Origin of the sequence: Microbacterium sp. NPDC090003 (assembly GCF_044748385.1) — a bacterium.
In the GTDB taxonomy this organism is placed as follows: Bacteria; Actinomycetota; Actinomycetes; order Actinomycetales; family Microbacteriaceae; genus Microbacterium.
In genome coordinates this window covers 196,595-208,414 of record NZ_JBIVFW010000002.1, presented here as the reverse complement: position 1 = coordinate 208,414, position 11,820 = coordinate 196,595, and the positions used below count along the sequence as shown (strand labels likewise).

Here is an 11,820-nt window from a genome sequence, read left to right as displayed (position 1 = left end):
CCGCACCTCGCGCCCGCTCCGGGCCTAGCATGACGTCATGGACGCTCTGCTCATCGTCATCGTCGTGGCCGCAATCGCCAGCCTCGTCTGCTGGGTGCTGTCGCTGATCACCCGCGACACCTCCTGGGTCGACCGCGCCTGGTCGATCGTGCCGGTCGCCTACGTCTGGATCTTCGTCGGCGTCGCCTTCGCGGAGGGCGACGGGTCGGCGCGGCTCGTCGCGATGGGGGTGCTCGCCACGGCCTGGGGCGTGCGCCTCACGTTTAACTTCGCCCGCAAGGGCGGCTACACCGGCATGGAGGACTACCGCTGGGCGATTCTGCGCGGACGCATGCGCCCCTGGCAGTTCCAGCTCTTCAACCTCTTCTTCATCATCGCCTACCAGATGACCCTGCTCGTGCTCATCACACTCCCCGCGATGGTGGCCGCCGGGCATCCGTCCGCGATGACCGGCTGGGACGTGCTGTTCATCGCCGCCTTCCTCGCCTTCCTCGCCGGTGAGACGATCGCCGACCAGCAGCAGTGGGCGTTCCACCAGCGCAAGAAAGCGGCAGGCGGAACCCTCTCCCCCGGCTTCGCGACCACCGGGCTCTTCCGTTACAGCCGCCACCCCAACTTCTTCTTCGAGCAGGCGCAGTGGTGGGCGTTCTACGCGCTGGGCGCGAGCGCGGCCGTCGCTGGCGGCGCAGGGTTCATCGGTGGCGCCCTGAACCCGACGATCGTCGGCGCCGCGCTGCTCTCGCTCCTGTTCATCGGCTCGACGATCTTCACCGAGTCGATCACCGCCGCGAAGTACCCCGCGTACGCCGAGTACCGCCGCACCACCTCGATGCTCGTGCCCTGGCCTCCACGACGGAGCGCCGTCGCACCCCAGACCTGATCGGGGCGCCGGCGCTCGTCATCCGACGGGGACGGATGCCGTCAGCGCACCACTGCCTCGGCGGCGGGGCGAGCCACCGGCACGAGCCGCTGCAGCTGGGTGACGTGTCCGGGCTCGAGCTCGGCCAGCGTCGAGACGCCGAGCAGACGCATCGTGCGCTCGATCTCGCTGCGCAGGATCGCGATGGTTCGGTCGACGCCCTGGCGGCCGCCGGCCATCAGACCGTAGAGGTACGCACGGCCGATGAGAGTGAAGTCCGCCCCGAGGGCGACCGCGGCCACGATGTCCGCGCCGTTCATGATGCCGGTGTCGATCATGACGGTGAAGTCGTCGCCCACGGCCCGACGCACGCTCGGCAACAGGTGGAACGGGATCGGAGCCCGGTCGAGCTGGCGTCCGCCGTGGTTCGACAGCACGATGCCGTCGACGCCCGCGTCGCGCAGACGCACGGAGTCCTCGACGTTCTGCACCCCCTTGATCACGATCTTGCCGGGCCAGATATCGCGGATGACGGCGAGGTCGTCGTAGCTGATGGTCGGGTCCATGGCGGCGTCGAGAAGCTCTCCGACGGTGCCGCCGGTGGTGCTCAGCGAGGCGAACTCGAGCTTCGGCGTCGTGAGGAAGTCGTACCACCACCAGGGGCGCGGGATCGCGTTGATGATCGTGCCGAGGGTGAGCTGCGGCGGGATGCTGAAGCCGTTGCGCTTGTCGCGCAGACGAGCTCCGGCGACCGGCGTGTCGACCGTGAACTGCAGCGTGTCGAAACCTGCGGCGGCCGCGCGACGGGTGAGCTCGTACGAGATCTCGCGGTCGCGCATGACGTACAGCTGGAACCAGTTCCTCCCCGGAATCGGTCCTTGGGGCTCCCGAAGGGTGGCGGCCTTCACGTCCTCGATCGAGGTCGTGCCGAGCGTCGACAGCGTGAACGGGATGCCTGCGGCGGCCGCCGCGCCGGCACCGGCGGACTCGCCCTCGGTCTGCATCAGCCGCGTGAAGCCGGTCGGGGCGATGCCGAACGGCAACGCGGAGGGACCGCCGAGGATCTCGACGCTCGTGTCGACGGTCGGTGCCGGGCGCAGGATGCCGGGGTGGAACTCGACGTCCTGGAAGGCCTGGCGCGCGCGGGTGAGCGAGAGTTCGCCTTCGGCCGCACCGTCGGTGTAGTCGAACGCGGCCTTCGGCGTGCGGCGCTTCGCGATCAGGCGCAGGTCGTCGATCGTGAGCGCGGCGTCGAGGCGACGCTTGCGTCCGTCGAACTCGGGCTTCTTGAACTTCATCAGGTCGAAGAGCTCGGCGGGCTTGGGCACCTGGCGCTGAACCATGGTGGTCCTCTCAGTGTTCGGGGGTGCTGTCGGGGGTCGTGTCGGTCGGATTCCCGCGGGTCAGGCCCGCGGCCGTGTAGTAGCCGGTGATGTGCGCATGCACGAGGGCGCGGGCGGATGCCACGTCGCCGGCGTCGATCGCCGCGATGAGGGCGCGGTGCTCTTCGCGCAGCCGGGAGGCCATGTCGTCCCAGTCGGGGATCGACGCGGCGCCGGCCTGCACGTACGACTCGATCGACGAACGAAGGCCCGCCATCATCGCGGCGATCACGGTGTTGCCGCTCGCCTCCGCCAGGGCGAGGTGCAGCTGCGCGTCGAGAGCGAGGAATTCTGCGGGGGTGAGATCGGGTGCGTCCATCGCGGCGAGCATCCGATGGGCCGCGGCGGTGTCACGATCGTGCGCGGTCGCGAGAGCGTGGGCCGTGGCATCCTCGAGCACGAGTCGGGTCGCGACGACATCCGTCAGCGGGAAGCCGTGCGCGGCCACCTGCAGGCGCAGGAGCTGCGACATGCCCCCGGTGGGCGTCGCGATCACGATCGCGCCCGCCTGCGGCCCTGAACCGGTCGCGGTGCGGATGAGTCCCATGACCTCGAGCACGCGGAACGCCTCCCGCACGCTGGAGCGCCCCACACCGAGATCGGTGGCGAGGTCACGCTCGGAGGCGAGCCGGTCACCCGGGTTCAGGTGCCCGTCGAGGAGGTCGCGCTCGATGTGGTCGAGCACGACCCGCCACGCGCGCACCGGCTGCTCTGCCATCCGCTCTCTCCTCGATCGCACGGCGCCCTGTCGCACTGTGGTCTGACCACACTGTATTCGGTGTGGTCAGACCACGCAATGCGGGTACGCCGATCACCGCCTCCGACGAGTGGAGCGAGCAGGCGGGCTCAGCCCAGGCGTCCGCCGGATTCCTGGAGGTAGCAGGTGCCGCACAGCGACTCGTATGTCGTCACCTCGGGAGCGGCCTGCCCGTCGGCCCCCTCGTCGATCGCGACCTGGTCGCCGTCGAACACGAAGCGCCCGCCGATCACCCGGCCGTTGAACACGGCCTTCCGTCCGCAGCGGCAGATGGTCTTGAGTTCTTCGAGCGAGTGCGCGATCGCCAGCAGGCGCGCCGATCCCGGGAAGGCGTGCGTCAGGAAGTCGTTGCGGATGCCATAGGCGAGCACCGGAATGCCCTCCTCGACCGCGATGCGGAAGAGGTCGTCGACCTGCTCCGGTGTCAGGAACTGCGCCTCGTCGATGAGCAGGCACGCGATATCGTCGGCGTGCGCCCGGGCATCGTCGCGGCGACCGAGGAAGAGCTGCTTCGCATCGTCGCCGGGCGCGATGAGGAAGTCCACCTCCCGCGTCATCCCCAGGCGGCTCGAGATCTCGGACGCACCCTTCGTGTCGATCGCGGGCTTGGCGAGCAGCACCCGCTGCCCGCGTTCCTCGTAGTTGTAGGCCGCCTGCAGAAGAGCGGTCGACTTGCCCGAGTTCATCGCGCCGTAGCGGAAGTAGAGCTTCGCCACCGGGCGACCTCAGACGTTGATGCCGAGGGTCGCCGCCGTCGCCGTCGTCGACTCCTTCGCCAGCGCCGCATCGTTGTTGAGCTGCTCACCGAACGTCGGGATCAGTTCGCGCAGCTTCGGCTCCCAGCCCGCGTAGTCGTCGGGGAAGCAGGTCTTCAGCAGGTTGAGCATGATCGGAACGGCAGTCGAGGCACCGGGCGAGGCGCCGAGAAGCCCGGCGATCGATCCGTCGCCCGCGGCGACGACCTCGGTGCCGAACTGCAGGATGCCACCCTTCTTCGGGTCCTTCTTCATGACCTGCGCGCGCTGGCCCGCGTCGATGAGCGTCCAGTCCTCGTCCTTCGCCGTCGGCATGAACGTGCGCAGGCTGTCGACCTTCTTGCGGTGGTTCTTCATGAGCTCGCCGACGAGGTACGTGATCAGGTCGGGGTTCGCGAAGGCGACGCGCAGCATCGGCCACAGGTTGTGCGTACGCACCTGCGAGACGATGTCGAGCATCGAACCGTTCTTGAGGAACTTGGGGCTGAACGTCGCGAAGGGTCCGAACATCAGCGAGGCCTCGCCGTCGACCACGCGCGTGTCGAGGTGCGGCACCGACATGGGCGGGGCACCGACGGATGCCTGCGAGTAGACCTTCGCCTTGTGCTGCTCGACGATCTTCGGGTTGCTGGTCTTGAGGAACTGTCCACCGATCGGGAAGACGCCGTAGCCCTTGATCTCGGGGATGCCCGAGTTCTGCAGAAGCTTGAGCGCCCATCCTCCGGCGCCGACGAAGACGAACTTCGCCTTGACCTCGTTCGGGGTGCGACCGATCGTCGTGCGGTACTTGACGAGCCAGGTGCCGTCCTTCTGACGCTTGAGCGAACGCACCTCGTGGTTCGTGCGCAGCGTGACGCCCGAATCGGTGAGGTGGTCGAAGAGCTGGTGGGTCAGGGCCCCGAAGTCGACGTCGGTGCCGGCGGGCACGCGCGTCGCGGCGAAGGGCTCGCCCTTGCGACGCTTCTGCATGAGCAGCGGCGCCCACTGGTTGATGACCCGCGAGTCCTCGCTGTACTCGATGCCGTCGAACAGAGGCTGCTTCTTGAGCACCTCGTAGCGGTCCTTGAGGTACGCGACGTCCTTCTCGCCACGCACGAAGGTCATGTGCGGCGTGGCGTTGATGAAGGTCGAGGGAGCGTCGAGCACGCCCTTGTCGACGAGCGACGACCAGAACTGGCGGCTCTGCTGGAACTGCTCGTTGATCGAGACGGCCTTCGCGGGGTCGAGGGGCCCCGTTCCCTGCGGCATGTAGTTGAGCTCGCAGAGCGCGGCGTGCCCCGTGCCGGCGTTGTTCCAGGGGTTCGAACTCTCCTGCGCGACATCCGAGAGTCGCTCGAAGGCGACGATCTTCCACTCCGGCTGCAGCTCGTGCAGCAGAGTACCCAGGGTGGCGCTCATGATGCCACCGCCGATCAGGACGACATCGACTGTTTCGGTCACCACGACAGTCTAGTTCGCGGACGCGACCGGGCCGACCACCGGGGCAGGTCCCATCAGACCGCTTCCGCATCGCGGGGATGCCGTCGCGCTATCGCGCGCGGCCCCGCTCAGGCGCTCAGGCGCTCAGGCGCTCAGGCGCTCAGCGAGGATCTCCGCGATCTGCACCGCGTTGAGGGCCGCGCCCTTGCGCAGATTGTCGTTGCTGACGAAGAGCACCAGGCCCTTGCCCGCCGGAGCCGACTGGTCGGCGCGGATGCGACCGACGAAACTCGGGTCCTTGCCCGCGGCCTGCAGCGGCGTCGGCACCTCGTCGAGCACGACGCCGGGAGCCGCGGAGAGCAGCTCGGTCGCGCGCTCGGGCGTGATGTCGTTCGCGAACTCGGCGTGGATCGAGAGCGAGTGCCCGGTGAAGACCGGCACGCGCACGCAGGTGCCCGCCACGAGCAGATCGGGCAGCTCGAGGATCTTGCGACTCTCGTTGCGGAGCTTCTTCTCCTCGTCGGTCTCGTTGTCGCCGTCGTCGACGAGGTTGCCCGCGAAGGGGATCACGTCGAAGGCGATCGGAGCGACGTACTTCTCGGGCTCGGGGAAGTCGATCGACGAGCCGTCGTGCACGAGGCGCAGGGTGTCGCCCTGGGCGAGCACACCCTCGACCTGGCCGAGGAGCTCCTGCGCACCCGCGAGGCCGGAGCCCGAGACCGCCTGGTAGGTCGAGACGATGAGGCGCTCGAGGCCCGCCTCCGCGTGCAGCGCCTTCAGCACCGGCATCGCGGCCATCGTCGTGCAGTTGGGGTTCGCGATGATGCCCTTGGGGCGCTCGTCGATCGCGTGGGGGTTGACCTCGCTGACGACCAGCGGCACCTCGGGGTCCATGCGCCACGCGCTCGAGTTGTCGACCACGACAGCCCCTGCGGCGGCGAAGCGCGGCGCGTAGGCGCGACTGGCGGTCGCGCCGGCCGAGAAGAGGGCGATGTCGATGCCCGCGGCATCCGCCTGCTCGACGTCCTCGACGATCACCGACGTGCCACCGTACTCGATCGACGTGCCGGCCGAGCGCGCCGACGAGAAGAGGCGCAGCTCACGGATCGGGAAGGACCTCTCGGCGAGAATCTCGCGCATCACGGTGCCCACCTGGCCGGTGGCGCCCACGATGGCGACGGAGAGTCCTGAGTCGGAGATGCGGGTCATGATGTTCCTTGGCGTCGTGCGGTACTGCGTACGAGGCGCGAGGCGCGGCGTCGGGATGCGGATGCCGCGCCTGGCACCGATGTCAGGGTTCCGGCGAGTCTATCGCCCCGCCGGGCGGCCGACGGGCCGGGCGCCGGGTCAGCGACCGGTGCCGGCGTGGACGACGGCTTCGGTGTCGCCGTCGAGGCCGTAGGCGGTGTGCACCGTGCGCGCGGCCTCGAGCAGGTCACTGCCGCGGAGCACCACCGAGATGCGGATCTCGGAGGTCGAGATCATCTCGATGTTGATACCGCCGGCCGACAGCGCCTCGAAGAGCACGGCCGAGACGCCGGAGTGCGTGCGCATGCCCGCGCCCACGACCGAGAGCTTGCCGATCTGGTCGTCGTGCACGAGGTTCTGGAAGCCCACCTCGGCCTGGTCGCCGGCGAGGGCCTTCAGCGCCGCCGCGGCATCCGCCTTGGGGACGGTGAACGAGATGTCGGTACGCCCCGTGGCCGAGACGTTCTGCACGATCATGTCGACGTTCGCGCCCGACTTCGCGACGATCTTGAAGATCTCCGCCGCCTTGCCCGGCACGTCCGGCACACCGGCGACGGTGATCTTGGCCTGGCTGAGGTCGGTGGCGACGCCGGCGACGATCGGTTCTTCCATGGCTGCTCCCTCGGCTTCGCGGGGGTTCTTCATGCCCTCGCCCAAAACGTACGTACCCTCGGCCGACGAGAACGACGACCGGGCGTGGATGAGCACGCCGTGACGGCGTGCGTACTCGACAGCGCGGATATAGAGCACCTTCGCGCCGTTGGCTGCGAGCTCGAGCATCTCCTCGCTCGAGACGTGGTCGAGCTTCTGCGCGCCCGGCACCACGCGCGGGTCGGAGGTGAAGATGCCGTCGACGTCGCTGTAGATCTCGCAGACGTCGGCCTTGAGGGCGGCGGCGAGGGCGACGGCGGTGGTGTCGGAGCCGCCGCGGCCGAGCGTGGTGATGTCGCGGGTGTCGCGGTTGAACCCCTGGAATCCCGCGACGATGACGATCGCGCCCTCGTCGAGAGCCTCGCGCAGGCGGATCGGCGTCACATCGACGATGCGTGCGGCACCGTGCTGCGAGTCGGTGATCATGCCCGCCTGGCTGCCCGTGAACGACCGCGCCTCGAAGCCCATCGAGTGGATCGCCATCGCGAGCAGCGCCATCGAGATGCGCTCACCGCTCGACAGCAGCATGTCGAGTTCACGCGGTGCCGGGATCGGCGCCACCTCGTTCGCCAGGTCGAGGAGCTCATCGGTGGTGTCACCCATCGCGCTGACGGCGACCACGACGTCGTGACCGGCACGACGGGTGTCGACGATGCGCTTGGCGACGCGCTTGATGCTCTCTGCGTCGGCGACGGATGAGCCGCCGTACTTCTGCACGATGAGGGCCACGTTCACTCCCGGGGATGTCGGGCGGATCCGCCCACCGCTCATTCTACGATCGCGCCATATGCTCCGCCGTGCATGTGACGATGCGGCCGGGCCGGCGGATGCCGGGCGTCAGGGCACCGCCGGCGGAGGAAGAACGGATGCCGCAGGCCGGAGCCGTCCGCCGGTGGCGGCGAACCAGCACCCGGCGATCACGAGCGGGAAGCCGATCAGCAACCCGGGAGTGAGCGGCTCGGCGAGGACGATCGCACCGAGCACGATCGCGACGATGGGATTGACGTAGGTGAAGAGCGGGGCGCGCACGGGACCGACCTCGCGGATGAGCGCGAAGAAGGCGAGGAACGCGACCGCGGTGCAGACCACCGCGAGGGCGAGCAGTGCGCCGATCGCGGGGAGGGTCGGCACCTCGTGCTGGGTGAGCAGACCGATCGGCAGGTAGACGACACCGATCATGAGGAGCGACAGCGTGATCGTGCCGAGGGAGGGCACATCGGCGAGCTTGCGCGCGACGATGAACGGGGCGATCGCATAGAGCACCGCGACGAGCAGCACCTCACCCGCGGCGAGCAGGCTGACCTCGCCGCCGAACAGGCCCGGGCCCGCGACGACGATCGCAACACCGAGGAATCCGACGAGCAGTCCGATCGATCGCGCCGGCTTGAGCACTCCGCGATCACCGCCGCCGAGCGCGACGAGCGCGGCGAACAGCGGCACGGTGGCGACGAGGAGGCCGGTCATACCCGAGGGCAGTGTCATCTCGGCGTGCCCGAGGAGCACGAACGGACCCGCCATCTCGACGGCGCCGAAGGCGAGCACCCAGGGCCAGCGCTTCCACGCCGCCCTCAGCGCGCCGCTGCGCAGCGCGAAGGGCAGCAGCAGGAGCGCGGCGATGAGCGTGCGCCCGGCGACGATCGCGGGCGGCGAGAACGATTCGACCGCGATGCTGATGAACAGGTACGGCACGCCCCACAGCAGTGCCATGGCCCCGAAGAGCAGCCATCCGCGCCGCGAGAATCCGGTGTTCGCGTTCATCGTTGAGCGGCGCGAGAGCTCGTCACAGCACGCGCCGCCCTTCGAAGGCGCGGCCGAGGGTGACTTCGTCGGCGTACTCGAGATCGCCACCCACGGGGAGTCCCGAGGCGAGACGCGAGACCGTGATCTGCATGGTGGTGAGGTAGCGGCTGAGGTAGCTGGCGGTCGCCTCGCCCTCGAGGTTCGGGTTGGTGGCGAGGATGACCTCCTGCACCGTGCCGTCGGCGAGGCGACTCATGAGCTGGGCGATGCGGAGGTCGTCGGGGCCGATGCCGGCGATCGGGCTGATCGCTCCGCCGAGTACGTGGTAGAGCCCGCGGAACTCGCGCGTGCGCTCGATCGCCGCGACGTCCTTCGCATCTTCGACCACGCAGATGAGCGCCTGATTGCGGCGGGGGTCACGACAGATCGCGCATCGTTCCTGCTCGGCCACGTTGCCGCACACCTCGCAGAAGCGCACGCGCGTGCGGATGTCGCTGAGCAGTTCCGACAGTCGCGCGACGTCGAACGTCGGCGTCTGCAGGATGTGGAAGGCGATCCGCTGCGCGGACTTCGGACCGATGCCGGGCAGGCGCCCGAACTCGTCGATCAGCTCTTGAACGATTCCGTCGTACATCAGGCGAACCTCGTCGGGGGCTCATAGGGCTCTTCGCGCACGAACGTCGCGCCGAGCACCTGGCGGATCACGGCCTCACCATAGCGCTGCACTCCCCCGGGCGCCGGCGCGCGCTCGGTGACGCGCGGAGCAGCGTGGGCCGAGGCGACCCTCGTCGAGGCGCCCGGGGCTGCCGAGGAGGACGGTGCGGCGGCGGGTGCCGACGCGGCGGAGGCGGCGGGCACCCGCGCGGCAGAGACCGGTACCGGCGGGGCCGAGTGCGGAGCAGGTTCGTACGAGGGGTCGTACGGCGGCTCGTCGTCGGGGAACGGCGCCTCGTCGTCGCCGGGAAGCGGTGGCTCGTCGCGGTCGATCGTGCCGTCGGTCGGAGGGACGGGCGCGGATGCCGCAGCCTCGACCTCTTCGGGCTCGTCGTCGACCGGCAGAGAGGATCCGGGGCCGACGGGCGTCGCCCCTGCGTCGGGCGCGGCGTCGGACGTCGGGATCACGGCGACGGCCCACTCGGTCACCGCCGCGGGTGCGGGAGCGGACGGGGGGCGCGGGTTCTGCGGTCGGGAGGAACCCGCAGGAGCAGGCTCCGTCGGGGCGGGCTCGGCCGGAGCCTGGGCGCCGCCTGCGGGCCCCGAGGATCCGCCCGAACGCGGTGCGCCGCCGGTCGACGCGGCACCGCCGGCCGGAAGCGGGGCCGGACGGTACTTCACCACCACGCCGAGTTCCTGCTGGAGAGCGGTGCGCAGGTGATCGGAGGTGCCCGCACCCGGCGTCGTTCCCTTGAACTTCGCGACATCGTGCTGGCTCGCGAAGCCGATCGTGAGGACCTCGGATTCGGTGTCGTACGCCAGGGGCTGCACGGTGGTGACGACCAGCCACGACGAGCGGCTGATGCTCTCGAGGCGCGTGAGCACAGCCGGCCACGCGGCGACGATGCGATCGAGCGTCACCGGGCCCGACGGTGCCACGGCGGGCGTGGGCTCGACAGCGGTGGCAGCCGGCTCCGCGACGGCAGGCTCCGCGGCAGCAGGCTCAGCGGCAGCAGGCTCGGCGGCCGCAGGCTCGGCGGCAGCAGGCTCGGCGGGCGCCTGCGCTGCAGCAGGTGCTGCAGCAGGTGCAGCAGCAGGTGCAGCAGTCGGTGCAGCAGCAGGTGCAGCAGCCGGTCGCGGAGCGGCGTGCGGCTGTGCCGCGGCCGCCGGCGCCGCAGCAGCAGCGGGTGCCACTCCCGCCGTGGCATCCGTTGCCCCGGCGAGCACACGAGCGACCATGAGTTCGAGATGCAGGCGCGGCGAGGTGGCTCCCGACATGTCGTCGAGTGCGGCGCTGACGACGTCGGCGGTGCGCGAGAGCCGAGCCGCACCGAAGGCGGCCGCCTGCGTGCGCATGCGCTCGAGCTCGTCATCGGCGATGCCGCGGAGCACGGCGGAGGCGCCGTTGCCGACGGCCGCGATGACGATGAGGTCGCGCAGGCGCTCGAGCAGATCGTCGACGAAGCGGCGCGGGTCCTGGCCGGTCTGCACCACGCGGTCGATGGCGGGGAACGCGGTCGCCGCATCGGCGATCGCGAGGGCATCGACGATCTCATCGAGCAGGGCCGCGTGCGTGTAGCCGAGGAGGGCGACGGCGCGTGCGTAGGCGACCGTGACCGTCTCGGAACCCGCGGGCGAGTCGGAGCCGGCGATGAGCTGGTCGAGCAGCGAGAGCGTGTCACGGGGCGAGCCGCCACCGGCGCGCACGACGAGCGGCAGCACGCCCTGCTCGACCACGACGCCCTCTTCGACGCAGAGCTTCTCGACGTACTCGAGCATGGCCGCGGGCGGCACGAGACGGAACGGGTAGTGGTGCGTACGCGAGCGGATCGTGCCCAGCACCTTCTCGGGCTCGGTGGTCGCGAAGATGAACTTGACGTGCGGCGGGGGTTCTTCGACGAGCTTGAGCAGCGCGTTGAAGCCCTGGGGCGTCACCATGTGCGCCTCGTCGAGGATGAAAATCTTGAACCGGTCACGGCTCGGGGCGAAGGTCGCCCGCTCGCGCAGGTCGCGCGCATCGTCGACGCCGTTGTGGCTCGCGGCGTCGATCTCGACCACGTCGAGCGATCCGCCACCGGCGCGAGAGAGCTCGACGCAGCTGGGGCAGGTGCCGCAGGGGACGTCGGTCGGCCCCTCGGCGCAGTTCAGGCATCGGGCGAGGATGCGCGCCGACGTGGTCTTGCCGCACCCGCGCGGGCCGGAGAAGAGGTAGGCGTGGCCGACGCGGTCGCCGCGCAACGCGGTCATGAGCGGGTCGGTCACCTGGGACTGCCCGATCATCTCGCCGAACGTCTCGGGGCGGTAGCGGCGATAGAGGGCTGTGGTCACCAGACCAGCCTACGGCGTGCCACGGAC

10 protein-coding genes are annotated in these 11,820 nt (G+C 69.9%); 1 reads left to right on the top strand and 9 read right to left on the bottom strand.

Features of this window, described 5'->3' with window-relative positions; genetic code table 11:
- Positions 1-37: 37 nt before the first annotated feature.
- A complete protein-coding gene (locus tag ACIPVN_RS13870) occupies positions 38-880 on the top strand; it encodes a DUF1295 domain-containing protein (RefSeq protein ID WP_400443837.1) in 843 nt (280 codons plus the stop codon).
- A gap of 41 nt (positions 881-921) precedes the next feature.
- Here ACIPVN_RS13870 and ACIPVN_RS13865 read toward each other — a convergent pair whose 3' ends face one another.
- The 9 genes from ACIPVN_RS13865 to ACIPVN_RS13825 all read right to left on the bottom strand — a co-directional run bounded on the left by ACIPVN_RS13865 (position 922) and on the right by ACIPVN_RS13825 (position 11,793).
- Positions 922-2,202 (bottom strand): alpha-hydroxy-acid oxidizing protein, encoded by a 1,281-nt coding sequence (locus tag ACIPVN_RS13865; protein WP_400443834.1) that lies wholly within the window; start codon positions 2,200-2,202, stop codon positions 922-924.
- 10 nt (positions 2,203-2,212) lie between these two features.
- On the bottom strand, positions 2,213-2,959 hold the full coding sequence (locus ACIPVN_RS13860; protein WP_400443831.1) for a FadR/GntR family transcriptional regulator: 747 nt from the start codon (positions 2,957-2,959) through the stop codon (positions 2,213-2,215).
- A gap of 128 nt (positions 2,960-3,087) precedes the next feature.
- On the bottom strand, positions 3,088-3,714 hold the full coding sequence (locus tag ACIPVN_RS13855) for a thymidine kinase (RefSeq protein WP_400443828.1): 627 nt from the start codon (positions 3,712-3,714) through the stop codon (positions 3,088-3,090).
- Between the two features lie 9 nt (positions 3,715-3,723).
- On the bottom strand, positions 3,724-5,151 hold the full coding sequence (gene mqo / locus ACIPVN_RS13850; protein ID WP_400444696.1) for a malate dehydrogenase (quinone): 1,428 nt from the start codon (positions 5,149-5,151) through the stop codon (positions 3,724-3,726).
- A gap of 165 nt (positions 5,152-5,316) precedes the next feature.
- The gene (locus tag ACIPVN_RS13845; protein WP_247634158.1) at positions 5,317-6,381 is read right to left on the bottom strand and encodes an aspartate-semialdehyde dehydrogenase; all 1,065 of its coding nucleotides are present in this window, start codon (positions 6,379-6,381) and stop codon (positions 5,317-5,319) included.
- Between the two features lie 138 nt (positions 6,382-6,519).
- Positions 6,520-7,800, bottom strand: a complete 1,281-nt coding sequence (locus ACIPVN_RS13840; RefSeq protein ID WP_247625086.1) for an aspartate kinase — start codon at positions 7,798-7,800, stop codon at positions 6,520-6,522.
- 108 nt (positions 7,801-7,908) lie between these two features.
- On the bottom strand, positions 7,909-8,829 hold the full coding sequence (locus ACIPVN_RS13835) for a DMT family transporter (RefSeq protein ID WP_400443824.1): 921 nt from the start codon (positions 8,827-8,829) through the stop codon (positions 7,909-7,911).
- 22 nt (positions 8,830-8,851) lie between these two features.
- A complete protein-coding gene (gene recR / locus ACIPVN_RS13830; protein WP_247625088.1) occupies positions 8,852-9,445 on the bottom strand; it encodes a recombination mediator RecR in 594 nt (197 codons plus the stop codon).
- A complete protein-coding gene (locus ACIPVN_RS13825; protein ID WP_400443821.1) occupies positions 9,445-11,793 on the bottom strand; it encodes a DNA polymerase III subunit gamma and tau in 2,349 nt (782 codons plus the stop codon). Before ACIPVN_RS13825 ends, recR begins: the two co-directional genes overlap by 1 nt.
- Between the last annotated feature and the right edge of the window lie 27 nt (positions 11,794-11,820).

Bases quoted from the DNA above. Each gene is read 5' to 3' on its own strand.
- ACIPVN_RS13865 (WP_400443834.1), bottom strand. From the start codon at position 2,202: ATGGTTCAGCGCCAGGTGCCCAAGCCCGCCGAGCTCTTCGACCTGATG.
- recR (WP_247625088.1), bottom strand. From the start codon at position 9,445: ATGTACGACGGAATCGTTCAAGAGCTGATCGACGAGTTCGGGCGCCTG.
- mqo (WP_400444696.1), bottom strand. From the start codon at position 5,151: ATGAGCGCCACCCTGGGTACTCTGCTGCACGAGCTGCAGCCGGAGTGG.
- ACIPVN_RS13860 (WP_400443831.1), bottom strand. From the start codon at position 2,959: ATGGCAGAGCAGCCGGTGCGCGCGTGGCGGGTCGTGCTCGACCACATC.
- ACIPVN_RS13835 (WP_400443824.1), bottom strand. From the start codon at position 8,829: ATGAACGCGAACACCGGATTCTCGCGGCGCGGATGGCTGCTCTTCGGG.
- ACIPVN_RS13870 (WP_400443837.1), top strand. From the start codon at position 38: ATGGACGCTCTGCTCATCGTCATCGTCGTGGCCGCAATCGCCAGCCTC.
- ACIPVN_RS13845 (WP_247634158.1), bottom strand. From the start codon at position 6,381: ATGACCCGCATCTCCGACTCAGGACTCTCCGTCGCCATCGTGGGCGCC.